24 protein-coding genes are annotated in these 25,175 nt (G+C 69.6%); 2 read left to right on the plus strand and 22 right to left on the minus strand.

Annotated features, from left to right (window positions below; translation table 11 throughout):
• Positions 1-64: 64 nt before the first annotated feature.
• From JVH1_RS00635 to rpe, 3 genes are read right to left on the minus strand one after another with little or no spacing between them, the layout of a single operon-like run.
• Positions 65-673 carry a riboflavin synthase gene (locus tag JVH1_RS00635; RefSeq protein ID WP_005241761.1) on the minus strand — a complete coding sequence of 203 codons (609 nt, stop codon included), beginning with the start codon at positions 671-673 and terminating at the stop codon, positions 65-67.
• Positions 674-684: 11 nt separating this feature from the next.
• Entirely contained in the window at positions 685-1,737 is a 1,053-nt protein-coding gene (gene ribD / locus JVH1_RS00640) for a bifunctional diaminohydroxyphosphoribosylaminopyrimidine deaminase/5-amino-6-(5-phosphoribosylamino)uracil reductase RibD (RefSeq protein WP_009480440.1), read from the minus strand.
• A gap of 29 nt (positions 1,738-1,766) precedes the next feature.
• On the minus strand, positions 1,767-2,450 hold the full coding sequence (gene rpe, locus JVH1_RS00645; protein ID WP_009480439.1) for a ribulose-phosphate 3-epimerase: 684 nt from the start codon (positions 2,448-2,450) through the stop codon (positions 1,767-1,769).
• A 58-nt stretch (positions 2,451-2,508) separates the two neighbouring features.
• Between rpe and JVH1_RS00650 the strand changes: the two genes are divergently transcribed.
• The gene (locus tag JVH1_RS00650; RefSeq protein ID WP_009480438.1) at positions 2,509-2,847 is read left to right on the plus strand and encodes an MmcQ/YjbR family DNA-binding protein; all 339 of its coding nucleotides are present in this window, start codon (positions 2,509-2,511) and stop codon (positions 2,845-2,847) included.
• 61 nt (positions 2,848-2,908) lie between these two features.
• On the opposite strand, the gene JVH1_RS00655 is transcribed toward JVH1_RS00650, so the two are convergent.
• The 3 genes from JVH1_RS00655 to fmt form a co-directional block, all read right to left on the minus strand.
• A complete protein-coding gene (locus tag JVH1_RS00655; protein WP_009480437.1) occupies positions 2,909-3,766 on the minus strand; it encodes a mycofactocin-coupled SDR family oxidoreductase in 858 nt (285 codons plus the stop codon).
• 130 nt (positions 3,767-3,896) lie between these two features.
• Positions 3,897-5,324: an RsmB/NOP family class I SAM-dependent RNA methyltransferase gene (locus JVH1_RS00660; protein WP_009480436.1), complete on the minus strand. Its 1,428-nt coding sequence runs from the start codon at positions 5,322-5,324 to the stop codon at positions 3,897-3,899.
• The gene (gene fmt / locus JVH1_RS00665; protein WP_041812534.1) at positions 5,321-6,244 is read right to left on the minus strand and encodes a methionyl-tRNA formyltransferase; all 924 of its coding nucleotides are present in this window, start codon (positions 6,242-6,244) and stop codon (positions 5,321-5,323) included. The genes JVH1_RS00660 and fmt overlap by 4 nt, the downstream gene beginning before the upstream one ends.
• A 145-nt stretch (positions 6,245-6,389) precedes the next feature.
• Between fmt and JVH1_RS00670 the strand changes: the two genes are divergently transcribed.
• Complete coding sequence (locus tag JVH1_RS00670) at positions 6,390-6,587, plus strand: hypothetical protein (protein WP_043782774.1); 198 nt, start codon at positions 6,390-6,392, stop codon at positions 6,585-6,587.
• A 59-nt stretch (positions 6,588-6,646) separates the two neighbouring features.
• Here JVH1_RS00670 and JVH1_RS00675 read toward each other — a convergent pair whose 3' ends face one another.
• The 16 genes from JVH1_RS00675 to pyrR all read right to left on the minus strand — a co-directional run bounded on the left by JVH1_RS00675 (position 6,647) and on the right by pyrR (position 25,118).
• The gene (locus JVH1_RS00675; RefSeq protein ID WP_009480433.1) at positions 6,647-7,624 is read right to left on the minus strand and encodes a triacylglycerol lipase; all 978 of its coding nucleotides are present in this window, start codon (positions 7,622-7,624) and stop codon (positions 6,647-6,649) included.
• Positions 7,625-7,722: 98 nt separating this feature from the next.
• Complete coding sequence (locus JVH1_RS00680) at positions 7,723-8,379, minus strand: PadR family transcriptional regulator (protein WP_043782772.1); 657 nt, start codon at positions 8,377-8,379, stop codon at positions 7,723-7,725.
• A gap of 143 nt (positions 8,380-8,522) precedes the next feature.
• On the minus strand, positions 8,523-9,950 hold the full coding sequence (gene rox, locus JVH1_RS00685) for a rifampin monooxygenase (RefSeq protein ID WP_009480431.1): 1,428 nt from the start codon (positions 9,948-9,950) through the stop codon (positions 8,523-8,525).
• Positions 9,951-10,122: 172 nt separating this feature from the next.
• Entirely contained in the window at positions 10,123-12,141 is a 2,019-nt protein-coding gene (locus tag JVH1_RS00690) for a primosomal protein N' (RefSeq protein WP_009480430.1), read from the minus strand.
• Between the two features lie 46 nt (positions 12,142-12,187).
• The gene (gene metK, locus JVH1_RS00695) at positions 12,188-13,402 is read right to left on the minus strand and encodes a methionine adenosyltransferase (protein WP_043782737.1); all 1,215 of its coding nucleotides are present in this window, start codon (positions 13,400-13,402) and stop codon (positions 12,188-12,190) included.
• 132 nt (positions 13,403-13,534) lie between these two features.
• Complete coding sequence (gene coaBC / locus JVH1_RS00700; RefSeq protein ID WP_009480428.1) at positions 13,535-14,839, minus strand: bifunctional phosphopantothenoylcysteine decarboxylase/phosphopantothenate--cysteine ligase CoaBC; 1,305 nt, start codon at positions 14,837-14,839, stop codon at positions 13,535-13,537.
• Between the two features lie 14 nt (positions 14,840-14,853).
• Positions 14,854-15,159 carry a DNA-directed RNA polymerase subunit omega gene (rpoZ, locus tag JVH1_RS00705; protein WP_009480427.1) on the minus strand — a complete coding sequence of 102 codons (306 nt, stop codon included), beginning with the start codon at positions 15,157-15,159 and terminating at the stop codon, positions 14,854-14,856.
• Positions 15,160-15,200: 41 nt separating this feature from the next.
• On the minus strand, positions 15,201-15,824 hold the full coding sequence (gene gmk / locus JVH1_RS00710; protein WP_011598864.1) for a guanylate kinase: 624 nt from the start codon (positions 15,822-15,824) through the stop codon (positions 15,201-15,203).
• Positions 15,825-15,832: 8 nt separating this feature from the next.
• The gene (mihF, locus tag JVH1_RS00715) at positions 15,833-16,153 is read right to left on the minus strand and encodes an integration host factor, actinobacterial type (protein ID WP_005262298.1); all 321 of its coding nucleotides are present in this window, start codon (positions 16,151-16,153) and stop codon (positions 15,833-15,835) included.
• A 126-nt stretch (positions 16,154-16,279) separates the two neighbouring features.
• On the minus strand, positions 16,280-17,119 hold the full coding sequence (gene pyrF, locus JVH1_RS00720) for an orotidine-5'-phosphate decarboxylase (RefSeq protein WP_009480425.1): 840 nt from the start codon (positions 17,117-17,119) through the stop codon (positions 16,280-16,282).
• The gene (carB, locus tag JVH1_RS00725) at positions 17,116-20,484 is read right to left on the minus strand and encodes a carbamoyl-phosphate synthase large subunit (RefSeq protein ID WP_009480424.1); all 3,369 of its coding nucleotides are present in this window, start codon (positions 20,482-20,484) and stop codon (positions 17,116-17,118) included. Before carB ends, pyrF begins: the two co-directional genes overlap by 4 nt.
• Positions 20,484-21,644, minus strand: coding sequence for a glutamine-hydrolyzing carbamoyl-phosphate synthase small subunit (gene carA / locus JVH1_RS00730; RefSeq protein ID WP_009480423.1), 1,161 nt, complete (start codon positions 21,642-21,644; stop codon positions 20,484-20,486). The genes carB and carA overlap by 1 nt, the downstream gene beginning before the upstream one ends.
• On the minus strand, positions 21,641-22,207 hold the full coding sequence (locus JVH1_RS00735; protein ID WP_009480422.1) for a hypothetical protein: 567 nt from the start codon (positions 22,205-22,207) through the stop codon (positions 21,641-21,643). The genes carA and JVH1_RS00735 overlap by 4 nt, the downstream gene beginning before the upstream one ends.
• Positions 22,204-23,547 (minus strand): dihydroorotase, encoded by a 1,344-nt coding sequence (locus JVH1_RS00740; RefSeq protein WP_009480421.1) that lies wholly within the window; start codon positions 23,545-23,547, stop codon positions 22,204-22,206. Before JVH1_RS00740 ends, JVH1_RS00735 begins: the two co-directional genes overlap by 4 nt.
• Entirely contained in the window at positions 23,544-24,488 is a 945-nt protein-coding gene (locus tag JVH1_RS00745) for an aspartate carbamoyltransferase catalytic subunit (RefSeq protein ID WP_009480420.1), read from the minus strand. The genes JVH1_RS00740 and JVH1_RS00745 overlap by 4 nt, the downstream gene beginning before the upstream one ends.
• Positions 24,489-25,118: a bifunctional pyr operon transcriptional regulator/uracil phosphoribosyltransferase PyrR gene (pyrR, locus tag JVH1_RS00750; protein WP_009480419.1), complete on the minus strand. Its 630-nt coding sequence runs from the start codon at positions 25,116-25,118 to the stop codon at positions 24,489-24,491.
• Between the last annotated feature and the right edge of the window lie 57 nt (positions 25,119-25,175).

Genomic DNA, 25,175 nt, shown 5'->3' on the forward strand with positions numbered 1-25,175 from the left:
GTCTTGACTTAGGCATCTTCGAATACAACGGATGCATCCGTGGGATGCTCCTCAACAGTACGACTCAGCGGCCGGCCGCTTGCAGCCGCTCCACATACTTCGCGATCACGTCGACCTCGAGGTTGACGGGCGTCCCGACGGACGCCGCTCCGAGCGTGGTCAGCTGCAGCGTGGTGGGGATGAGCGAGATCTCGAAGTACTCCTCGCCGCGTTCCCCGCCGAGCGCCGAGACCGTCAGCGACACACCGTCGACCGTGATCGAGCCCTTCTCCACGACGTACCGGGAGATGGCGTCGGGCAGCGCGATGCGCACGACCTCCCAGTTCTCGGACGGGCTGCGGCTGATGATGTGCCCGGTGCCGTCCACGTGGCCCTGGACGAGGTGGCCGCCGAGGCGGCTGTTCAGGGCGGCGGCACGCTCGAGGTTGACGCGGCTGCCCACGTCGATCTTCTGCAGGCTCGACCGGTTCAGCGTCTCCTGCATGACGTCGGCCGTGAAGGAGCCGTCGGCCAGTACCTCGACGACGGTCAGGCACACACCGTTCACCGCGATCGAATCCCCGTGTGACGCGTCGGAAGTCACGACCGGACCACGGACGGTGAACCGTGCGGCGTCGGCCAGTTCCTCCTTGGCGACGACCTCACCCAATTCTTCGACGATCCCGGTGAACACTGTGGCTTCTCCTACGTTCGGTGACTGTCAGGGTTTTCGGACACTGCTGGAACCAGACTCAACAACAGATCGGAGCCGATTGTTTCGACCGACTCGTGACGGAACCGCAGCGCGCCGTCGATCGTGTGCACTCCTGCCTCCGCGACCGCGGACGTGCCGGCGCCGAGGATCAGCGGGGCGAGGTACGCCTGGATGCGGTCGACCCGGCCCGCGGCGAGGAATGCGCCCGCCAGCCGGGGCCCGCCCTCGAGCAGCACATCGGTGTACTCGGCGAGTGCGGCGAGGACCTCGTCCACGTCGTGCGTGCGCAGCAGCAGGGTGGGCGCGGAGTCGTCGAGGACCCGGGCGTCCGCCGGGATGTCGCCGAGTCCGACGACGACGCGCACCGGCTGGTGGGCCGCGAGCGATCCGTCGGGCATCCGGGCGGTCAGCCGCGGGTCGTCGGCGAGCACCGTCCCGGTGCCGACCACGATCGCGTCCAGTTTCGCCCGGTCGGCGTGGACGCGTTCCCGGGCCTCGGGACCGGTGATCCACTGGCTGGTGCCGTCGGCGGCGGCGCTGCGCCCGTCCAGGGTGGCCGCGTACTTCCAGGTCACGTGCGGCCGTCCGGTGCGCTGCCGGTGCAGCCAGGCCCGGAGCGGCCCGCGTTCGACGTCCTGGGCCCGCAGCCCGGACGTCACCTCGACACCCGCCGAGACGAGGGTTTCCGCGCCGCCCGCGGCCTCGGGGTTCGGATCACCCACCGCATAGTGCACCGCAACCACACCGGCATCGAGCAGCGCCTGCGAGCACGGCCCGGTCCGGCCGTGGTGGTTGCACGGTTCCAGCGTGACGACGGCGGTGCCGCCGCGTGCGGCGTCCCCCGCCTCCCGCAGTGCGACGACCTCCGCGTGGGGACCGCCGGGAGGCTGCGTCATCCCGACACCGGCGATGCGTCCCGCGGCGTCGAGGACCACCGCGCCGACCGCCGGATTGGGGCTGGTGAATCCGCGCGCCGACTCCGCGGCGCCGATGGCGATCTGCATCGCGGCGTCGAGGTCCGCCGCCGAATTCTCGTGCCGCACGTGGGAGTTCACGATGTGCCGGAGCGCCGTTACCGCGACAGGCTCAGGTGCGGTGACGCCTTGGCGGCGCTGGCGCGCAGGGCGCGCACGGCCTCCGCGGGATCGCTCGTGCCGTAGACGGCGGACCCGGCGACGAAGCAGTCGACGCCCGCCTCGGCGGCGGCCTCGACGGTGTCGGCGTTGATGCCACCGTCGATCTCGACGATCAGTCTCAGCTCACCCGAGTCGACGAGTCGGCGGACCGCCTTCGCCTTCGACAGCACCTCGGGGATGAACGACTGACCACCGAAGCCGGGCTCGACGCTCATGACGAGGAGCGTGTCGAAGTCCTTCAGGATCTCGAGGTACGGCTCGATCGGCGTGCCGGGCTTGACGCTGAGACCGGCCTTGGCGCCGGCGGCGCGGATGTCACGGGCCACGGATCGGGGGTCGTCGGTCGCCTCCGCATGGAAGGTGACGTTGTGCGCGCCCGCCTCCGCGTAGGGCGGCGCCCAGCGGCCGGGGTCGTCGATCATGAGATGGCAGTCGAGCGGGATGTCCGTCGCCGCGAGCAGGCTCTGCACGACGGGAAGACCGAGCGTCAGGTTGGGCACGAAATGTGCGTCCATCACGTCGACGTGCAGCCAGTCGGCACCGGCGACGGCGTCCGCCTCCTCGGCGAGACGCGCGAAATCGGCAGACAGAATGGACGGTGCGATCATCGGGGTTGCCACGGGCCGCAGTTTAGTCGTAGGCGTGCCGGGGCCGGGTCCCGCGGTCCATACTGGGCTCATGCCGACCTGGACGGACGTCGTGGCGATCGGTGTCGCCCTGCCGGAGGTGCAGGAGAGCACGTCGTACCGCACCCCGGCTCTGAAGGTGGCGGGCAAGCTGTTCGCCCGGTTGCGGGCCGAGTCGGACGGGGGCCTGGTGGTGATGTGCGACCTCGACGAGAAGGCGGCCCTGCTGGCCCAGGGCGCACCGTTCTACACCACTCCGCACTACGACGGTCACGGTTCGATCCTCGTCGACCTCGAGAACGTCGCCGTTCCGCAGCTGACCGAGTTGCTGCAGGATGCCTGGCGGATCAAGGCACCGGCGAAGCTGCGCAAGCAGTTCGACCAGACCTGACGCGAAAGTCGAGGGCCCGGGCGGCGCCCGCACACCGGCCCGGACCCTCATCGGATCGGCGTCAGACGCCGAGCTTGAGGCCCGCCCCCGCATCGACCCGGAGTTGCTGACCGGTGACGAATCGGGACTCGTCGGACGACAGGAACACCACCGCGTGCGAGATGTCCTCGGGCTCGACCCACGGGGTGGGCATGGCCTGCATGAACGGGAACGTGACCTTCGCGTCCTCGGCGGTCGGGTTCTCCAGGTCGGGGCGGAACGTGCGGAACATCGGCGGGCTCTGCAGCATGTCCGTGTTGCAGTTCGTGGGATGGATCGCGTTGACGCGGATGGACTTCGGGCCCAGGGTGAGCGCGAGCGAGTTGGTGTACGTCCACAGCATCTTCTTGGCGAGACCGTAGCCGTCGCCGCCCGGCCCCTGCAGGGCCTGCTGGCCGTTCAGACCGGTCTGCGGGACCAGCCCGGCCACCGATCCCGTCGCGATGATCGAAGCGCCGGCGTCCAGGTGCGGAAGGGCGGAGTGAATCGTGTTGATCACTCCGACGAAGTCGACGTCGAACGCATCGACGAATCCCTCGACGGGCACGGCGTTCCCGAGGGGCGCGATCCCGGCATTGGCGACCACGACGTCCAGCCGGCCCAGCGTCGCGACGGCGGCGTCGAGTTCGCGTTGCAGGGCCGCGCGGTCGCGCACGTCCACCTTGGCGGTGACGACCCGGCGCCCCGCCTTCTCGACGAGCCGTCCCGTCTCCGCGAGATCGGCCTCGGTCGCCAGCGGGTATTCGTTGGATGCGATGTCCTCGCAGAGGTCGAAGGCGATGATGTCGGCGCCCTCGTCGGCGAGATGCACTGCATGACTACGCCCCTGACCCCGCGCCGCTCCCGTGATCAGAACGACCTTCCCCGCTACCCGATTCATCTGAAGTCCTCCACTCGCTTCGTGACGTACGTCTCTGTCGCGAGAAGAATTAGAACACGTTTCACGTAAAAGTGGAACAGGTTCTACCAAGAGTCGGGCAGATGTCCAGGTAGCGGGGACGCCCCCCGTCCTACGGCTTGCGCAACGCAGCCATGAACATCGCGTCGGTGCCGTGCCGGTGCGGCCAGAGCTGGACTCCCGGACCGTCTCCCAGACCCGGAACCCCGGGAACGAGCTCACGCGTGTCGAGTGCCGTGAGCCCGTAGCGGCGCACCGCGTCCGCGACCACGGCCACCGTCTCGGACAGGTGCGGCGAACACGTTGCGTAGAGGATCACGCCGCCCGGACGAACCAACTCGACGGCCGACGCCAGGAGTTCGCGCTGCAGTTTCGCGAGACCAGCCACGTCCGACGGCTGCCGGCGCCACCGCGCCTCCGGACGTCGGCGCAACGCACCCAGTCCGGTGCACGGCGCGTCGACCAGGATGCGGTCGTACCCGCCCGCCAGCCCGGGATCCCGCCCGTCGGCGACGTGCACGTCGACCGGGAGTTCCTTCGTCGTCTTGCGGATCAGGTCCGCGCGGTGTTCCACCGGCTCCACGGCGTCGAGGCGTCCGCCCTCGATTCCGGCGAGGGCGCCGAGCAGGGCCGCCTTGCCGCCCGGGCCCGCGCACAGGTCGAGCCAGCGGCCCGCGTCCGGACCGTCCAGCGGTGCCAGCGACAGCGCCCGGGCGACGAGCTGACTGCCCTCGTCCTGCACTCCTGCGAGCCCCTCACGGACGGCGTCGAGCAGCCCCGGGTCGCCGCCGTCCAGATAGACCGCGTACGGCGAGTAGCGCCCCACCTCGCCGCCGGTGGCGAGCGCGAGTTCCTCCGACGAGATCTCCCCCGGGCGGGCGACGAGATGCACCACCGGCCGGGCGTCGTCGGCGATGAGGACGTCCTCGAGTTCGCCGGCGTCGGCACCGAGCGCGTCGGCGAACACCTGCGCGATCCACGTGGGATGCGCGTGCTCGAACGCCAGCCGCCCCACCGGGTCGGCCGGGGCGAGGCGCTCCACCCATTCCGCTTCGGACCGCTCCGACACCCGGCGCAGCACGGCGTTGACGAAGCCGGCCTTCCCCGGGCCGGCCTCCGCGCGCACGAGATCGACGGAGGTGGCGACGGCGGCGTGCGGGGCGACGCGGGTGCGCAGCAGCTGGTAGGCGCCCAGCTGGAGGACGTCGAGGAGCGGTCCGTCGATCTCGGCGATCGACCTGCCTGCGCAGTCGGCGATCACGGCGTCGAGGAGCCCGCGGGCGCGGGCGGCGCCGTAGGCCAATTCCGTGGCGAGGGCCGCGTCACGTCCGTCCAGGCGCCGCTCACGCAGCAGCCCGGGCAGCACGAGATTGGCGTAGGCGTCGCGTTCCCGGACGGCGCGCAGCACGTCCCTCGCGGCGAGCCGCGGCTGGTCGAGACCGGACTGCGACGCGTCGGGCCGGCGGGCCTGGCGGGGACGGTTGTTGCGGGCCCCCGAGCCGGACTGGCCGCGACGTGCAGGCCTTCTGGATTCGCTCACTGTGCCCGTACCTCCGCGTCGAGTCGTGCGCCTCGCGCCCAGTCCAGGGCGGCCATCTGTTTCTTGCCCTGCGGTTGGATGCGGTCGAGCCGCACCGCCACCGTGGACGTGCCGATCAGGAATCCGGCCTTGGTCACCGAGATCTCCCCCGGCTCCAGTCGCTCCTCCGTCGGAGTGACCGGCCCGACCTTGACGCGCAGATCGCCGATCATGGTCCAGGCGCCGGGCGCGGGGGTCACCGAGCGGACGTGCCGGTCCACCACGGCAGCTGTTCTGTCCCACCGGATCCGGGCCGCCTCGACGCTCACCTTGGGCGCGTGCGACACCCCGTCGGCCGACTGTGGGACCGCGGTGATCGCGCCGTCCTCGATCCCGTCGAGAACCGACTCCAGGAGGACCGCACCGCTGTCGGCCAGGCGCCCCAGCAGATCCCCGGCGGTATCGGAATCGCGGATCCTCTCGGTGACCACCCCGTAGACCGGCCCGGTGTCCATCCCCGCCTCGAGCCGGAACGCACTCGCGCCGGTCATGTCGTCGCCCGCACCGATCGCGGCCTGCACGGGGGCTGCCCCGCGCCACGCCGGCAACAGCGAGAAGTGCAGGTTCACCCAGCCGTGGGCCGGGATGTCGAGGACCTTCTGCGGCAGCAGCGCCCCGTAGGCGACGACGGGCGCGCAGTCGGGTGCGAGGTCGGCGAGACGCGCCAGGAAGTCCGGCTCCGAGGGCCGCTCGGGAGTCAGCACCTCGATGCCGTGGGAGTCGGCGAGTGCACCGATAGGTGAACGGACCACCTTGCGTCCGCGGCCTGCGACCGCGTCCGGGCGGGTGATGACCGCCACGACGTCGTGGCGCGGCGAACGGATCAGGCGTTCGAGCGAGGGAACAGCGGGCTCGGGGGTTCCGGCGAAGACTATGCGCACGTCGGCGACCCACACGACGGACGGTGGACCGCTGCGCGGGCCGAAACGATACTCACGAAGAAAGCTCCCCTTTGATCGACGATGTGCCGACCAGTCTAGGGAGTCGGCCCCGGGCCATAACACTCGGCGAACAGTCGGCGAATCGATTCCGCAGAACCGCACACAGCGACGGCGGACGGGTATTGACTGTTCCGAGGCCGGTGCCCCCGTCGCCGCCCTGCAGGGCGTGAGCGATTCCGACGCCGAACACCTCGCGGCCGCGTTCGACATCGAGACCGTGAAGGACCTCGGCACCGACAAGTACTTCCTGTGGGCGCAGGCCGTCGCGAAACTGGCGGAGTAGCACACACACGAGGAAGCGGGGAGCCGTACAGCGCACGGCTCCCCGCCTCATTCGTGGGTCTATCTGTTGCTGTCGAGAATCACCTGCGGAATACCCGCACCGACCGGGACGAACTCGCAACGAGCCAGCGGAGTCGCGTCCGGGTCGAGCGCCGCCCGGACGAGGTCGAGCGCGAACGGATCGTAGGGCGCCTGGAAATGTCCGGTGCCGTCCTGGGGGCATCGATCCTGGATCAGGATGTTGTCGGCCCCCGCGCCGTGGAGCGCCATGTTCGTGTACGGCTGGATCATCTCGTCGTACCGAGACCCGATCGTCGTGTACGCGACACCGGGCACGGTGTCACCGCCCGCGTTGAGCGCGTTCAGGAACGGCGAGCCCTGCATCTGCTGGCTGACGGCCACCGACGTCACCGTGCGGGCGAAGTCCGGTCCCCCGGGAAGCGCCTGGACGATCGGAACGAGGCCGTACATCACTCCCCCGTAGCTGGGCGACGCCAGTCCGACCCAGTGGTCGACGAACGGGGCGCCGCCGAGCTTGTTGACGTAGTACCGCGTGACGTTCGCACCTTGCGAGTATCCGACCGTGTCGACCTTGTCGGCGCCGGTCGCGTCGCGGACCCGGTCGACGAATCGGCCGAACTGCTCCGCGCTCGCGACGATGTCTTCGGTGCCGTACGTATCGGCACCCGGCGCTCCGCCGTAGTTGAGTGCGAACACGCAGTAGCCGTCCGCGGCGAGCATCGGCGACAGGGCGGCCCAGTCCGCGTAGGCGCTGGCGTCGGTGCCGTGTGCGAGCACCACCGGCTCGGGGTGGTCCGGGGAAGGTGTGCAGGAGAAGTCGTTCGATCCCGCGGGCGCGGTGCCCGGGTGCTCGTGCGCATATGCGGCGGCGGCACTACGTCCGGTCTGGGGAAGCCCGGCCGTGGCGGGCACGACGGGTTGGGGCGGTGAGGCGTCGTCCGCATCGGCGGTGGACACTGCGCCGGACATCAGCAGGACGACACCCGCGACGACCGCACCGGCACCCCGAAATCTCATGATCTCTCCCGACTTCGCCGTGACATCTCCGTGAACTTTCCCAGAATGTGCACGCGCTGTCGCGTCGAGACGGTGGGCCCGCGGTGAGTCGCGACGCCCTACGAGTCGGTGTCACCCTTGCCGGCTTCGCTCTGATCGTCTTCCGCGAGAAGGCGATACATCGCGCGACGCGCCTCGGTGAGAATCTCGCCGGCACGCCGGACCTGTTCGTCGTCACCGACGGCGGCGACCTGCCCCGCGGCACCCATCAGCAGTCCGATCAGACCCCGCAGGTCCTCGGCTGGCCTGCCGACACTCTCCCGCACGTCGTCCCACGGGGTGCCGAGTTCGGTCTTGTTCGCTTCGACGAAGGCCTTGCCCTCGTCCGTCAGGCGTGCGGTCTTGCGACCCGCCACCTTTTCGATCAGCACCAGACCCTCGTCCTCGAGCTGTGACAGCGCGGGGTAGATCGAGCCCGGGCTGGGCTTCCACACCCCGTCGCTGCGTTCGACGATCTGCTGAATCAGCTCGTAGCCGTGCATCGGCTCCTCGGTGAGCAACAGCAGGATCGCGGAGCGGACATCGCCGCGCCGCCCCCTGCCACCCCGTCCACGTCCGCGGCCGAAGTGCATTCCCGGGCCGAACCCGGGATCGCCCTCGGGCCCGAAGCGGCCTCGCCGGTGTCCGTGACGGTGGGGCCCCTCGGGCCGCCCCGTCCGTTCGCGGGCGAATCGGTCCCGTCGGGGACCCCTGTGTTCGAAATGGAAGTTTTCCATCATCAGCCTCCTTCTGTATCGCTGATGCATCAACGATATATCGTCAATTGACACTCGGCAAGGTCCTTTCCTGTGACGGTGGTCAAGTCGCCCCCGGACTCGCGGGCGCTGCGCCTGCCGGCCGAGTCCGGAGGCGTTCGCGCTCAGTCGGCAGCGGCGCCGAACCACTCGCGCAGCCGGCCGACCAGATCCTGCTGGTCGTCACCGACCCACGCCACATGCCCGTCCGGTCGCAGCAACGCTGCGGGCACGTCCAGTTCCTCGCTGACATCGACGACGTGGTCGACCCGGTCCGCCCAGCCCGTCACCGACAGCCGGCCGGTCTGGTCGAGCAGTAGTCCACGGCCGTCGTGCATCAGCCCGTAGAGACGTCCCCGCTTCAGCCCCACGTCCCGTAGGCGCCGGCCGAGCAGTTTATGCCCCTCGCCGAAGTCGTAGCGGACCCCGATCGCGATGATCTTCTCGGTCAGGTACCGGTTCACGTTCTCGAAATCCATCAGTTCCGACACCAGCCGGCGCACCGCCTGGGGCCCCGGCTCGAGGGACATCAGCTCCATCTGGGCGCGGGTGTTGGTCAGCACGTCGGCGGCTACCGGGTGCCGTTCGGTGTGGTAGCTGTCCAGCAGCCCCTCCGGGGCCCAGCCACCGACCTCGGCTGCCAGTTTCCAGCCGAGGTTGAACGCATCCTGGATACCGAGGTTGAGCCCCTGACCGCCGACCGGCGGGTGGATGTGCGCCGCGTCGCCGGCCAGCAGCACCCGGCCGACCCGGTAGCGCTCGGCCTGCCGGGTGGCGTCGCCGAAGCGGGACAGCCACCGCGGCGAGTGCACGCCGAAGTCGGTGCCCGCGGTTGCCCGCAGCTGTTGCTTCAACTCGTCCAGGGTCGGCGCGACCGTGCGGTCCTCGGCCACCCCTGCGGCGGGCACACCGATGCGGTACACCCCGTCCTCGAGCGGCATGGCGCCGAACCGAAGCTGGGTCTTGCGGACCTCGGCCACCACGGCGTCCAGCGTCTCCTGCGGCGCGGTCAGCTCCACCTCGCCCAGCAGTGTGTCGACTCTGCTGGGCTCGCCGGGGAAGCCGACGCCGAGCAGCTTCCGCACCGTGCTGCGGCCGCCGTCGCAGCCGACGAGGTAGCGCGAGCGCAGCTGGGTGCCGTCGGCCAGCAGGGCGGTCACCCCGTGTTCGTCCTGAGTCAGGCCGACCAGTTCGCAGCCGCGCCGGATCTCGACGCCGACTTCGGTGGCGTGCTCGGTCAACAGTCGCTCGGTGGTGGTCTGCGGGATGCCGAGAACGTACGGATGTGCGGTGTCCAGCCGCTCGGGAGCCGGCTTTCTGATGCCGGCGAAGAAGCCACCGACCGGGTACTGCGTACCGATCGCGAGGAACCGCTCCAGCAGACCGCGCTGGTCCATCATCTCGATGCTGCGCGCGTGCAGGCCCAGCGAACGGACAACCCTGGTCGGCTCTGTGTCCTTCTCCACCACGAGCACCTGAACGCCGTGCAACCGCAACTCGCAGGCCAGCATCAACCCGGTCGGTCCGCTGCCCGCAACGATCACGTCGATCATGAAAACCCCCACACGTATGCCGCGAATACCGATTTCCGCTGGTCCTGGCTTCGGTGGGAGATTCTGCGGCACGACCCGGGTCTTGCCGCAAGGCCCCCGGTGCGTTATATGTTGAGAGTGGCAGGGAGTGGATAATTTCCTTGCCATTCCGTCTGGTCACCCCGGGGCCGAACTAGCCGATGCGAATGGGGTCGATCTGGACGCGGGCAGGCTGCGAGTCCTTGCGCGCACTGCGCACCGACTGCGCCTCTCCCAGCGCTTTGGCCAGAGGCTTCCCCTCGCCCCGCGGCACCCGGATCAGCATGCGCTCCACGTCCGCGGGCTCGGGCGCGTCGCCGGAGAACGGCAGCCGCTCCCCCGCAGGCAACTCGACCGGGCCGAGCAATTCCGCATTCGCCGGCAGGTCGGCGAGGTCCAGGAGATCGGCGATCGCCTTCGCACTGCCGTCGATCGCCGCGAGGTGGATGGCGGGCGGAAATCCGACTTCGGCCCGCTCCTCGTACTGCGCACGGGCATGACCGACCGGATCCCAGCGAACCAGCGCCTGCACGGTCGGAATCCCCGAATCGGCGACCACGACCACCTGACCGCCCTCGGCGAACGGCCGCACGAGCGACGACGCCGTCATCCACCGGCGCAGCGTCTCCTCCGCGGCGCGCAGGTCGGGACGGCCCAGCAGCGCCCAGCCGTCGAGCAGCAACGCCGCGCCGTAGCCGCCCGGCATCACCGGTTCGGCCCCAACCGTCGACACCACGAGGGTGGGACCCTGCTTCACCTCGTCCACGACGTCCGTGCCCCCCGACATCCGGACGGCAACCCCGGGAAACGCGCGACCCAGTTCCTCGGCGGTCCGTCCGGCACCGACCACGACGGCCCGCAGCGCCTTCGCTCCGCACGCGTGGCAGCGGTGTGCGGCGTCGGCGACGCCACACCATCGGCACGCGGGCGTCCCCGCCCCGTCCGGGCCGGCCGCGGACGGCAGCGCGAGAGGTCCGTTGCATCGTCGGCATCGCGCGGGCGCCCGGCATTTGCCGCACGCGAGGCTGGGCACGTAGCCGCGCCGGGGCACCTGGACCAGCACTCCCCGGCCGGCGCCGAGCGCCTCCCGGGCAGCCGCGAACGCGATCGCGGGCAACCGGGCCGCGCGCGCACCGGGATCGCGGGCCAGGGCGTGGTCACTGTCCGCGAGTGCGGTGATCTTCGGGGCGGCCGCCCGCACCGAGTCCCGGGAGGCCACGAGGTCGTGCGCCCACCCCGAGTCGACCAGGGCCTGCGCCTCCGCGGTGCGCGCGTGACCGGCCAGCACCACCGCGCAACCACTGGCGTACGCGCGGAGCAGCGCCACCTCGCGGGCGTGCGGATAGGGTGCGCGCGGCTCGGAATGGTTGTCGTCCCCGTCGTCCCAGACCACGATCAGCCCGGTGCGCGGCGTCGGCGCGAACACCGAACTCCGGGTCCCGACGACGACCTTGGCCGTCCCGCGCAGCGCCGCCAGCCAACGCCGGTACCGCAGCGCCGGACCGAGACCGGCGGCGAGTCCGACGACCGCGTCCTTGCCCAGGAGGTTTTCCACCGCCGCGACCACACGGTCGAGATCACGCTGATCGGGAACGACGACGACGGTGCTCGCCCCGGTGGCGGCGACGAGCCCCGACAGTTCCGCGAGACGCGCAGGCCAGTCCTCGCCGGGGAGCGCCTGCCAGACCGCGCGCGGGGCACGCTCCCCCGACAGTGCGGTCAGGAATGCGCCGCCGTGCACGTACCGGTCCCACGCCTCGGTCTCGATCGCGCTGTCCGGCACCTCGGGGGGTTCGGACGCCGCCTCGGACTCCGCCCGCGCGTGCCTCGGCGGGATCGCGAGCCGCAGGACGTCCGCGCGGGTTCCGGCGTATCGGCCGGCGACGAGGTCGACCACCCGGGTGATCTCCTCGGTCAGGACCCGCTCGGGCGAGATCACCCGTTCGAGCCAGCCGAAACGGCCCTGATGGTCGCTCGTCGCGTTCCGGGAGACGACGAACCCGTCGACCAGACGCCCGGCGAACCGGATGCGCACCCGGACCCCGGGCCGCGCCTGCTCGTCGAGGTCCTGCGGAACGAGGTAGTCGAATTCGCGGTCGAGGTGGGCAAGCGGAAGCAGCGGCAGCACCCGGGCAACCGGATCGACTTCTGCCGCAACCTTTTCCGCGCTCACGCGACGGCCCCTACCGGAGCGGCGCCCGTCGCGCCGTGACTACCGATCAGAGGCCTGCGGCTGCCCGCAGCTTCTCCGCCCGGTCGATGCTCTCCCACGGGAGGTCGATGTCGGTGCGACCGAAGTGGCCGTAGGCCGCGGTCTGCGCGTAGATCGGACGCAGCAGGTCGAGGTCGCGGATGATGGCGCCGGGCCGCAGGTCGAACGTTTCGGCGATGGCCTGCTGGATCCGCGCCGGATCCGTCTTCTCGGTACCGAACGTCTCGACGAACAGACCCACCGGCGCCGCCTTGCCGATCGCGTACGCCACCTGGACCTCGATCCGGTCGGCGAGGCCTGCCGCGACCGCGTTCTTGGCCACCCAGCGCATGGCGTAGGCCGCCGACCGGTCGACCTTCGAGGGGTCCTTGCCGGAGAACGCGCCGCCGCCGTGGCGGGCCATTCCGCCGTAGGTGTCGACGATGATCTTGCGACCCGTCAGGCCGGCGTCACCCATCGGGCCGCCGAGCACGAACTTGCCGGTGGGGTTGACGAGCAGACGGATGTCCGAGACGTCGAGTTCGGGCATGTCGATCTCGGCGAGAACCGATCCGAGAACCTTCTCCCGCAGATCCGGGGTGAGCAGGTTGTCGAGGTCGATGTCGGCGGCGTGCTGCGTCGAGATGACCACGGTGTCGAGGCGAACCGCCTTGTCACCGTCGTATTCGATGGTGACCTGGGTCTTGCCGTCCGGGCGCAGGTACGGCAGGACACCGGACTTGCGGACCTCGGTGAGACGCCGCGACAGGCGGTGCGCCAGCGCGATCGGCAGCGGCATCAGTTCCGGGGTGTCGGTGGTGGCGAACCCGAACATCAGTCCCTGGTCGCCGGCGCCCTGACGGTCGATCTCGTCGTCGCTCAGTTCGCCGGTGCGGACCTCGTGCGAGTGGTCGACGCCCTGGGCGATCTCCGGGGACTGTGCACCGATCGCGACATTGACTCCGCAGGAGTTGCCGTCGAAGCCCTTGGCCGAGGAGTCGTACCCGATCTCGAGCACGGTGTCGCGCACGATCTTGGGGATGTCGGCGTATGCGGTGGTCGTGACCTCACCGGCGACGTGGACCTGTCCGGTGGTCACCAGGGTCTCGACGGCGACGCGGGCGCGCGGGTCGTCGGTGAGGAGCGCGTCGAGGATGGAGTCGCTGATCGCATCACAAATCTTGTCCGGGTGCCCCTCGGTCACAGACTCACTGGTGAATAGCCGACTACCGGACTGGCTCACAGAATTCCCTCTCGACAGTTGTCCTGAACAGCACGTGAAAACAGCTTAGCTGCGTAATACCGCGAACGACCCTAGCGCCACCCCGGCGGGAGTGACACCTTTCGAATCACCGAAACTCTGCCGGATTTTCCGTCAGAGTGTCCGGAACAGCTGGTCGACGGCGTCGAGTACCCGGCTGGCCATCAACGCCTTCGATCCGTGCTCGAGCGCGGACTCGGAACCGTCGGCTCCGAGCAGCCACCCGTCGTTGTGGTCGACCTCGAACGCCTTGCCCTCGCCGACCGCGTTGACGACGAGGAGGTCGCAGCCCTTTCGCGCGAGCTTGGCCCGCGCGTACGTGAGGACGTCGCCGTCGGCGTCGCCCGTCTCGGCCGCGAATCCGACGATCACGGTCTTCGACGGGATCTCGCCGTCCCTCCTCGACTGGACCAGGCCGGCGAGGATGTCCTCGTTCTTGGTGAGTGCAATCGAGTCGGGTTCGCCCGCACCCTTCTTGATCTTGCTCGCCACCGTCGTCGACGGCCGGAAGTCGGCCACCGCCGCGGCCATGATCACGGCGTCGAACCCGGGCGCGTGCTTGGCGACCGCGACCCGCATGTCTTCGGCCGTGCGGACGTGCACCACGTCGACAGCGGCCGGGTCGGCGAGTCCGGCGGTATAGCCGGAGACGAGGGTGACCTCGGCCCCGCGCTGCACGGCGAGCCGGGCGATGGCATAGCCCTGCTTGCCCGAACTGCGGTTACCGAGGAATCGCACCGGGTCGAGTGGTTCGCGGGTGCCGCCCGCGGACACGAGGACCCGCCGGCCCTCGAGATCACGAGGCAGCGCGTCGGGACGCTCGACCAGCAGCGACGCCAACCCGACGATCTCGTCGGGTTCGGGCAGCCGGCCTGCGCCGGTGTCCTTGCCGGTGAGGCGGCCGGACGCCGGTTCGATCACGGTCACGCCGCGAGCGCGCAGGGTGGCGACGTTGGCGACGGTGGCCGGGTGCTCCCACATCTCCGTGTGCATCGCGGGAGCGAACACCACGGGACATCGTGCGGTGAGCAGCGTCGCGGTCAGGAGGTCGTCCGCGCGTCCCGCCACGGCCCGCGCCATGAGGTCGGCGGTGGCGGGCGCGATGACGACGAGATCCGCTTCCTGCCCGAGACGAACATGCGGAACCTGTGGAACGTCGGTGAACACACCCGTGTGGACGGGGTTACCCGACAGCGCCTCGAACGTCGCCTTGCCGACGAACTCGAGCGCGGACTCCGTCGGGATGACCCGCACGTGGTGACCGGCCTCCGTGAAGGCCCGGATAACGGCACAGCTCTTGTACGCGGCGATGCCGCCGCCGACACCGACGACGATCCGCTTGCGGGCTGCCCCCGAGAGAACCGGTTCCGGTGAATCCGTCGCGTGCCCGGAGCCCGGGCCCGCTGCCTGTTCAGGCACGGCAGATCCTCCGCTCACTCGCCTTCGGTGTGCTCGAGAAGATCGGAGTGGATCTCACGCAGCGCGATCGACAGCGGCTTCTCCTGCAGGCCCGGCTCGACGAGGGGGCCGACGTACTCGAGGATGCCGTCACCGAGCTGGTTGTAGTAATCGTTGATCTGACGCGCACGCTTGGCCGCGTAGATCACCAGCGCGTACTTCGACGACGTGCGGGCGAGAAGCTCGTCGATCGGAGGATTGGTGATGCCGAGCGGGGTGTCGTAAGCCGGCAGGGCGCCGTGGCTGGGAGTTGCGGACGCTGCTGCGGGGGTGCTGCTCACTCGGTATCTCCTGAAATAGTTCTGGCTAGTTGATGTGAGATCTAGTGGGTCGACTCGGACTGTTCCGGTCGTCCAACCAACAAGGATACCAACTCGTCGCACGATCGGCTGACATCCTCGTTCACGATGACCTCGTCGAACTCGTCCTGCGCCTCCAGCTCGACTCTCGCGGTCGCGAGACGCCGCTCCACGACCTCGGCGGATTCGGTGCCCCGGCCGGTCAATCTCTCGACCAGCACATCCCAGCTCGGAGGTGCCATGAAGACGAGCAGAGCCTCCGGCATCGCGGCGCGGACGGCCCGCGCACCGGCGAGATCGACCTCGACCAGCACCGGTTTGCCCTGCTCGATGGCCCGGCGGACGGGTGCGGCCGGGGTTCCCGACAGCTGGAGTCCGCCGTGGATCTCGGCCCATTCGAGCAGCTCACCGGATTCGATCATCCGCTGGAACTCGTCGCGAGAGGTGAACCGGTAGTCCTTGCCGTCCACCTCGCCCGGGCGTGGGTCGCGCGTCGTCGCGGACACGCTGAAGACGAGCTCCGGCATCCGTTCACGCAGGAGTCGCACCACGCTGGACTTACCGACGGCCGAGGGGCCGGCCAGTACTACCAGCCGACCCCTCCGCACTGCGGTCTTGCTCTCTGACACTTGTGCGTCAGCTACCACTGTCGTGCTCAGGCCTCGAAGTCGAACCTGGCGAGCAGGGCCTTCCGCTGCCGATCGCCGAGGCCACGGAGGCGACGGGTCGGAGCGATCTCCAGCTCGGTCATGATCTCCTGCGCCTTGACCTTGCCCACCTTGGGCAGCGCCTCGAGCAGTGCCGACACCTTCATCTTGCCCAGGATCTCGTCGTCCTCGGCGTCCTTGAGAACCTGCTTGAGGTCGGTGCCACCACGCTTCAGGCGCTCCTTGAGCTCAGCCCTGGCCTTGCGGGCAGCAGCTGCCTTCTCCAAAGCAGCAGCGCGCTGCTCATCAGTCAACTGGGGAAGGGCCACGGTTCCTCCGTCTCGTCGTTGGCAAATAGTCCAAACCACTGGATAACCAGCAGCGATAGCGACCGTACTCACGCCCGGCGCCGATTGCGAACCCACCCCCCGAGGTCAGAGCCGGATTCGGGTGGGCTATGAGAGCGCGGACTCGATCTCGTCGCGGACCTTCACTGCCGCCTCACGCAGTGCCGTCACCGACGGTCCGGCACCGAGAACACCACGAGAACTGTTCGGCAACAACAGTTTTCGAGAATCGGGAAAAATGTCGGCGAGGTCACCGGGAGTCGCGCCCTGGGCGCCGAGACCGGGCGCGAGAATCGGTCCGGAAAAATTCGACAAATCCAGGCCGTGTCCGCGTGTCGCGCCCACCACCAGACCCACCAGACCGGGTTGCGCGTCGTTGTACCGGACCGCCGCGTCCACCACGGACTGGGCCACGGACGCTCCCCCGGCGGTCTGCGCCGCCTGCAGGTCGCCGCCCTCGGGATTGGACGTCCGGGCCAGTACGAAGAGCCCGCGGCCCTGCTCCGCCGCCAGCGACAGCGCCGGGTCGAGCGCACCGAATCCCAGATACGGCGACACCGTCACCGCATCGGAGGACAGGGCCGACTCCGCACCCAGCCAGGACTGCGCGTACGCCGCCATAGTCGACCCGATGTCCCCGCGCTTGGCATCGGCGACGACGAGCGTCCCTGCCTCTCTGAGGACCGAAATGGTCCGTTCGAGCACCGCGTACCCGGCGGAGCCGTACGCTTCGAAGAACGCCACCTGAGGCTTCACGACGGCCACCTCACCGACGAAGGCCTCCACGCAGATCTCCGCGAACGTCTCCAGCCCCTCCGCGGAGACGGGCAGCCCCCACGCCTCGAGCAGGCCCGGATGCGGATCGATCCCGACGCACAACCGCCCCCGGTGCTCGACCGCCGATGTCAGCCGATGCACCCAGGAGTGGTGGTGACGGTGTCCGCTCACGACGAGGCGGACCCGGTCGCGGGAGCCACGACCACTGCGGGCGACCGCAGCCGTGCGTGCAGGGCCTGGAGCGACTGGACACCGATGTCGCCGCGGATCGCGGCCTCGATGCCCTGCACAGCGGCGGACGCGCCCTGCACGGTGGTGACGCACGGGATGTTCATGGCGACGGCCGCGCTGCGGATCTCGTAGCCGTCGACGCGCGGTCCGGAGTTGCCGTACGGCGTGTTGATCACCATGTCCACCTCGCCGTCGCGGATCATCTCGACGATGGTGCGCTCACCCGCCTCCAGCTTCTCGCCGGAGTGCTTGTGCACCTCCTGGCAGATGATCCCGTTCCGGCGGAGCACCGCCGCGGTGCCCTCGGTGGCCAGGATCCGGAACCCCAGGTCGGCGAGTCGCTTGACCGGGAAGATCAGCGACCGCTTGTCCTTGTTGGCGACGGAGACGAACACCGAGCCCGAGGTGGGCAGGGAGCCGTACGCGGCCGTCTGGCTCTTCGCGAACGCGGTGCCGAAGTCGGCGTCGATGCCCATGACCTCGCCGGTCGACTTCATCTCCGGGCTCAGCAGGGTGTCGACGCCGGTGCCGTCGGCACGCCGGAACCGGTTGAACGGCAGCACGGCCTCCTTGACGGCGACGGGTGCGTCCGCCGGGGTCGAGCCGCCGTCGCCGGTGGCCGGGAGCACGCCGCTCGCACGCAGATCGGCGATGGACTCGCCGAGCATGACACGGGCGCACGCCTTGGCGAGCTGCACCGCCGTCGCCTTCGACACGAACGGCACGGTGCGGCTGGCGCGGGGGTTCGCCTCCAGGACGTACAGGATGTCGTCCTTCAGGGCGTACTGGACGTTGAGCAGGCCCTTGACGCCGATGCCCTTGGCGAGCGCCTCCGTCGAGCGGCGGACGTTCTCGAGGTCGGCGCGGCCGAGGGTGATCGGCGGCAGCGCGCAGGCCGAGTCGCCCGAGTGGATGCCGGCCTCCTCGATGTGCTCCATCACACCGCCGAGGTACACCTCGGAGCCGTCGCAGAGCGCGTCGACGTCGATCTCGATGGCGTCTTCCAGGAACCGGTCGACCAGGACGGGCCGGTCGTCGGAGATCTCGGTGGCGCGGGAGATGTAGCTCTCCAGCGACGCCTCGTCGTAGACGATCTCCATGCCACGGCCACCGAGGACGTACGACGGCCGCACCAGCACCGGGTACCCGATGCCGGCCGCGATCTCGCGGGCCCCGGCGAACGTGGTGGCGGTGCCGAACTTGGGAGCGGGCAGACCGGCCTCGACCAGCACCTTGCCGAACTCGCCGCGATCCTCCGCGAGGTCGATCGCCTCCGGGCTGGTGCCGACGATCGGCACGCCCGCGGCCTTCAGCCGCTTCGCCAGACCCAGCGGGGTCTGACCGCCGAGCTGCACGATCACGCCGGCGACGGTGCCCGACAGCGACTCGGCCCGGTACACCTCGAGCACGTCCTCGAACGTGAGCGGCTCGAAGTACAGGCGGTCGGCGGTGTCGTAGTCGGTGGAGACGGTCTCCGGGTTGCAGTTGACCATCACCGTCTCGTAGCCGGCCTCCGACAGCGTCAGTGCGGCGTGGACGCAGGAGTAGTCGAACTCGATGCCCTGACCGATGCGGTTCGGTCCGGAACCGAGGATCAGGACCTTCGGACGCTCGGTCTGCGGGGTCACCTCGGACTCGGCCGCCGGGTCGAGTTCGTACGTCGAGTAGTGGTACGGCGTCTTCGCCTCGAACTCGGCGGCGCAGGTGTCGACCGTCTTGTAGACGGGGTGGACGTTCCACTGCTCACGCAGCGCCCGGACGGCGTCCTCGCCGCCGATCTCGGGGCGCAGGGCCGCGATCTGCCGATCCGACAGGCCGTGGTGCTTGGCGCGGCGCAGTACCCGCTCGGTCACCTCGGGCGCCTCGCGCAGCGCGTCGCCGAGCTCGTGGATCTGCAGGATCTGGTCGAGGAACCACGGGTCGATCTTCGTGGCGTCGAACAGCTGCTCGACGGTGGCGCCGAGAGCGAACGCCTTCTCGAGGCCGTACACGCGTCCGTCGCGGGGGATGCTCAGTTCCGTCAGGAGACTGTCCAGGTCGGCGGCCTCCACGTCGGGTCCGGTCCAGTATCCGGCCCGCTTGGTCTCCAGCGAGCGCAGCACCTTCCCGAACGCCTCGGTGAAGTTGCGGCCGATCGACATGGCCTCGCCGACCGACTTCATCGTGGTGGTGAGCGTGTCGTCGGCGCCGGGGAACTTCTCGAACGCGAACCTGGGCGCCTTCACGACGACGTAGTCGAGGGTCGGCTCGAAGCACGCCGGGGTTTCCTTGGTGATGTCGTTGACGATCTCGTCCAGGGTGTAGCCGATGGCGAGCTTCGCGGCGATCTTCGCGATCGGGAAGCCGGTCGCCTTGGACGCGAGCGCACTGGACCGCGACACGCGCGGGTTCATCTCGATGACGACGAGGCGCCCGTCGGTGGGATCCATCGCGAACTGGATGTTGCAGCCGCCGGTGTCGACGCCGACCTCGCGGAGGATGTCGATCGAGAGGTCGCGCATCGCCTGGTACTCGCGGTCCGTGAGCGTCATGGCGGGGGCGACGGTGATCGAGTCACCGGTGTGCACGCCGACCGGGTCGACGTTCTCGATCGAGCAGACGATCACGACGTTGTCGCGGCCGTCGCGCATCAGCTCGAGCTCGTATTCCTTCCACCCGAGGATCGATTCCTCGATCAGCACGTTGGCGGTGGGTGACGCCGCCAGGCCGCCGCCGGCGATCCGCGTCAGGTCCTCGTCGTCGTAGGCCATGCCGGAGCCGAGTCCGCCCATCGTGAACGACGGCCGCACGACGACGGGGAAGCCCAGTTCGGCGACCGTGTCGCGGACCTCGTCCATCGTGTAGCAGACGCGGGAGCGTGCGGACTCGCCGCCGACCTTGGCGACGATGTCCTTGAACTTCTGCCGGTCCTCGCCGCGCTGGATGGCGTCGAAGTCGGCGCCGATCAGCTCGACGTCGTACTTCTCGAGGATGCCCTGCTCGTGCAGCGCCACCGCGGTGTTGAGGGCCGTCTGGCCGCCGAGCGTCGCGAGGACGGCATCGATCGGGTGACCCTTCTCCGCCTCGAGGGCGATGACCTTCTCGACGAATTCGGCGGTGATCGGCTCCACGTACGTGGCGTCCGCGAACTCGGGGTCGGTCATGATCGTGGCCGGATTGGAGTTGACGAGGCTGACCCGCAGGCCCTCCTCGCGCAGCACCCGGCAGGCCTGGGTTCCGGAGTAGTCGAACTCACAGGCCTGGCCGATGACGATCGGCCCGGAGCCGATCACCAGGATGTGGGAGAGATCTGTACGGCGTGGCATTAGTTCTTGACTCCCTCGAGCAGGCTGGTGAAGCGGTCGAACAGGTACGCGGCGTCGTGCGGGCCCGCCGCGGCCTCGGGGTGGTACTGCACCGAGAACGCGGATCCGTCGAGCAGGCGGACCCCCTCGACGGCACCGTCGTTGGCGCAGGTGTGGCTGATCACGGCCTTGCCGAACGGGGTATCGAACTCCTGCCCGGCCTCGCCCTCGAGCGCGAACCCGTGGTTCTGCGCGGTGATCGCGATGCGTCCCGTCTCGTGTTCGACGACCGGGATGTTGATGCCCCGGTGACCGAACTTCATCTTGTAGGTGCCGAGACCGAGAGCACGCCCGAGGATCTGGTTGCCGAAGCAGATGCCGAACAAGGGCAGGCCCTGCCCGATGACTTCCTTGGTGAGGTGCACGGCGCCGTCGGCGGTCGCCGGGTCGCCGGGACCGTTGGAGAGGAAGACGCCGTCGGCCTTCAGGTCGAGGATCTGCTCGAGCGTCGCGTTGGACGGGAGCACGTGCACCCGGATGCCGCGCTCGGCGAACATGCGGGGGGTGTTGGTCTTGATACCGAGGTCGATTGCCGCGACGGTGAAGCGCGCGTCTCCCCCGGTCGGTTCGACGACGTACCCGCTGGTGGTGCTGACCTCGCCGGCGAGATCCGCGCCGAGCATCGACGGCTGGCTCTTGACGCGGTCGAGCAGCACGTCGGTGTCGGCCAGTGCGTCACCGGAGAACACCCCGGCACGCATCGAGCCGCGGGTACGCAGGTGGCGGACCAGTGCGCGGGTGTCGATGCCGGCGATCCCGACGACGCCCTGCTTCACGAGCTCGTCCTGCAGGGAGCCGGTGGCGCGCCAGCTGGAGGTGCGGCGGGCGGGGTCGCGGACGACGTACCCGGCGACCCAGATCTTCGCCTCGGCGCTGCTGCCGGTGGGGCCGACGGATTCGTCGTCCTCGTCATTCCATCCCGTGTTGCCGATCTGCGGCGCGGTGGCCACGACGATCTGGCGGTGGTAACTGGGGTCGGTGAGGGTCTCCTGGTAGCCGGTCATGCCGGTGCTGAAGACGGCCTCACCGAGTGTCTGGCCGACGGCACCGAACGTGGTGCCCCGGAATGCCCGTCCGTCCTCGAGGACCAGTACTGCAGAGTCGGTGTCGTAGCCGCTCATGCGTTCTCTCCGTTCTGCTCGACCTCACCAGAGCTCGCCGCATTCGCTGAATCTTCACTGTCTGTCTTGCCGTCCGGCGCCGCTGCGCCGACCCAGGCGGGGTACACGGACTTGTCGTCGCTGCGGAAACCGGTGTCGATCTCGGTGCCGGTCGGCAGTTCCCATCGGATCACGAGCACGCCGTCCTTGCTCATGACCTTGCCCGCGAGACCGCGCTCGGTGCGGACGGCGCGGACCGCGTCCTGCGGAATCCAGATCGCCGACGCCCCATCACGTTCGAGCAGGATCCCGGTCGCGTAGCGGGAGATCTCCCCCGTCGCCCGGAAACCGAGGTCGCCGACCGCGATCCGGTCCTGCCAGCTCGGGGCCAGGGTGCTGCCCACGTACAGTCCGGTGGCCGGGGCGATCGTCTGCTTGCCGAGGTGCGCGGGCACGGCGGGAAGCTGCCCGACCCGGTCGGCCTGACGGCGGGCACGACCGCGCCACCCGATGTACATGAGGAAGATGGCCAGCGCCCAGAACGCGACGAGGCCGACTATCCACAGAATTCTCTCCACCGTCATCCCCTGCCGTTCCGCACCGGGACGCGGGCGTGGCCGTCGCTCGCGGTGACCCGGCCACGCAGGAACGTCGTGGTCACCCGCGCCGGCAGCGTCATCGACTCGTACGGCGTGTTGTGGGCGACGCTGGCCAGATCGGGGCCGTGGACCGTCCATTCGGCGTCCGGATCGATCAGCACCAGGTTGGCGGGCTCGCCGACCTCGATCGGGCGACCCTGGTCGTCGAGTCCGACGATCTCGGCGGGCCGCTCACTCATCACCCGCGCGACTCCGCGCCAGTCGAGCAGACCCGTGCGGACCATCGTCTGCGCAACGATCGACAGTGCGGTCTCCAGACCCAGCATTCCGGGGCGGGCGGCCGCGAACTCGCAGCACTTGTCCTGCTCGGCGTGCGGCGCATGATCGGTCGCGACGCAGTCGATGATCCCCTCGGCCAGTCCGGCCCGGAGCGCGGCGACGTCGCTCGCCTCCCGCAGCGGCGGATTCACCTTGTTCACGGCGTCGTACGTCTCGAGCCGGGAGTCGTCGAGCAGCAGGTGGTGCGGGGTGACCTCGGCGGTGATCGAAATGCCTTGGCCGCGTGCCCACTTCACCAGTTCGACGGTGCCCGCGGTGGAGGCGTGGCAGATGTGCACCCGCGCCCCGGCGTCGCGGGCGAGCAGCGCGTCGCGGGCGACGATCGACTCCTCGGCGGCGCGCGGCCAGCCCGCGAGCCCGAGCCGGGCGGCGGTGGGGCCCTCGTGTGCGACGGCGCCGACGGTGAGCCGCGGCTCCTCCGCGTGCTGCGCGATGAGCACCCCGAGCGAACTGGAGTACTCGAGCGCCCGGCGCATGATCAGCGGGTCGTAGACGCAGTGGCCGTCGTCCGAGAACATCCGCACCCGGCCTATCCCCGACGCCATCGTGGCCATCTCGGCGAGCTGCTTGCCCTCGAGCCCGACGGTGACGGCGCCGACGGGGTGTACGTCGACGAGCCCGACTTCCTGGCCGCGGCGCCACACGTGGTCGGTGACGACCACCGAATCGGCGACCGGGCTGGTGTTGGCCATCGCGAACACCGCGGTGTATCCACCGAGCGCGGCGGCGGCCGAACCGGAATCGATGGTCTCGGTGTCCTCGCGGCCGGGTTCACGCAGGTGGGTGTGCAGGTCGACGAAACCGGGGAGCAGGATCTGCCCCGCTGCGTCGATCACCTCGACGTCCGGCCCGCTGTCCTTGCCCGCGTCCGCACCGATCGCGGCGATGACGCCGTCCCCGAGCAGCACGTCGGTGGGTTCGCCCTCGCCGTACAGCAACACGTTCTTGATGAGCACTGTCTCTCCTGTCACTGCACTGTCACTCATCCCGCAACTTCCTCCGCTCCGACCAGCAGCCGGAACAGCACCGCCATCCGCATGTGCACACCGTTGGTCACCTGCTGCAGCACGGCGGTCCTCGTCGAGTCGGCCACCGCCGACGCGATCTCCATGCCGCGCAGCATCGGGCCGGGGTGCAGCACCACCGCGTGGTCGGGAAGCAGCGCGAGCCGCTTCTCCGACAGGCCGTAATTGATCGAGTACTCCCGTTGGGACGGGAAGAATCCGCCGTTCATCCGTTCCGCCTGCACACGCAGCATGAGGACCGCGTCGAGGCCGGGAAGCTCCGCGTCCAGTGAATGCGCCACCGACACCGGCCAAGCGGACACCCCCACGGGGAGCAACGTGGGTGGCGCGACCAGGACCACCTCGGCACCGAGCATCGACAGCAGCAAGGCGTTCGACCGCGCCACCCGGCTGTGCAGGATGTCGCCGACGATGGCGATGCGCTTGCCCTCGATGTCACCGAGACGCTGACGCAGCGTGAGCGCGTCGAGCAGCGCCTGGGTGGGATGTTCGTGGGTACCGTCGCCGGCGTTGATGACCGCCGGCCCGCCGTCGTCCTGATGCCCGGTCCACTTCGCGATCTGGTGGGCCGCACCCGATGCGGGGTGGCGCACGATCAGGGCGTCGGCGCCGGCGGCGCGCAGCGTCATCGCCGTGTCCCGGAGGGATTCCCCCTTGGACACCGACGAACTCGAGGCGCTGACGTTGATGACGTCCGCGCTCATCCACTTCCCGGCGACCTCGAACGACACCCGGGTCCGGGTCGAGTTCTCGAAGAACACGGTCATGACCGTCCGGCCACGCAGCGTCGGGAGCTTCCGCACCTCACGTCCGAGGAGGGCTTGTTCGAAGCGTTCGGCCTCGTCGAGGAGTTCGACAGCCGATTCCCGTGTCAGGTCCGCGATCGACAACAGGTGCTTCACTTAGCTCTTCCCCCCGGAGATCATGACCGCGTCGCGGCCGTCGTGTTCGCTCAGGAGCACCTTGACGTCCTCGGTGCGGGCGGTGGGCACGTTCTTGCCCACGTAGTCGGCGCGCAGCGGCAGTTCCCGGTGGCCGCGGTCGACGAGGACGGCCAGCTGAACGGCGCGGGGCCGCCCGAGATCGCGGAGGGCGTCGAGAGCCGAGCGGACGGTGCGGCCGGAGAACAGCACGTCGTCGACGAGTACCACCAGGGTGTTGTCGACGCCGCCCTCGGGCACCGACGTGCGTTCGAGGGGACGGTGCGGTTTGGTGCGCAGGTCGTCGCGGTAGAGGGTGATGTCGAGGGAGCCGACCGATGGGCGCACCCCGGAGAATTCCTCGATCTTCCCGGCGAGGCGGGCCGCGAGCGTCGTGCCCCGAGTGGGGATGCCGATCAGGACGACCCGCGGCGCGTCACCGTCGGCGGCGTCCAGCGCGGTCTTCTCGATGATCTGGTGCGCGATTCGCGCAATGGTCCGTCCCACATCGGCTGCGGACAGCAGCTCGCGTGCGGGTTCGACGGACGGGGACGACTCTGGTGTTGAATCCGCCGGTTCCCCGGCGGGGCGAGACCCTTCGGGCACACGCATACAACGACCTCCTTCTCCGCCTCACTGGACGGATCGTTAAAGGATGCCTGACGCGGA

Source organism: Rhodococcus sp. JVH1 (assembly GCF_000280725.2).
Classification (GTDB): Bacteria; Actinomycetota; Actinomycetes; order Mycobacteriales; family Mycobacteriaceae; genus Rhodococcus_F; species Rhodococcus_F jostii_A.

Coding starts and splice junctions, on each gene's coding strand:
- rox (WP_009480431.1), bottom strand. CDS start 9,950: ATGATCGACGTGATCGTTGCGGGCAGCGGACCGACCGGGTTGATGCTG.
- pyrR (WP_009480419.1), bottom strand. CDS start 25,118: ATGCGTGTGCCCGAAGGGTCTCGCCCCGCCGGGGAACCGGCGGATTCA.
- JVH1_RS00655 (WP_009480437.1), bottom strand. CDS start 3,766: ATGAATCGGGTAGCGGGGAAGGTCGTTCTGATCACGGGAGCGGCGCGG.
- JVH1_RS00675 (WP_009480433.1), bottom strand. CDS start 7,624: ATGAGATTTCGGGGTGCCGGTGCGGTCGTCGCGGGTGTCGTCCTGCTG.
- JVH1_RS00680 (WP_043782772.1), bottom strand. CDS start 8,379: ATGGAAAACTTCCATTTCGAACACAGGGGTCCCCGACGGGACCGATTC.
- JVH1_RS00650 (WP_009480438.1), top strand. CDS start 2,509: ATGCCGACCTGGACGGACGTCGTGGCGATCGGTGTCGCCCTGCCGGAG.
- carA (WP_009480423.1), bottom strand. CDS start 21,644: ATGAGCGGCTACGACACCGACTCTGCAGTACTGGTCCTCGAGGACGGA.
- carB (WP_009480424.1), bottom strand. CDS start 20,484: ATGCCACGCCGTACAGATCTCTCCCACATCCTGGTGATCGGCTCCGGG.
- JVH1_RS00735 (WP_009480422.1), bottom strand. CDS start 22,207: ATGACGGTGGAGAGAATTCTGTGGATAGTCGGCCTCGTCGCGTTCTGG.
- JVH1_RS00740 (WP_009480421.1), bottom strand. CDS start 23,547: ATGAGTGACAGTGCAGTGACAGGAGAGACAGTGCTCATCAAGAACGTG.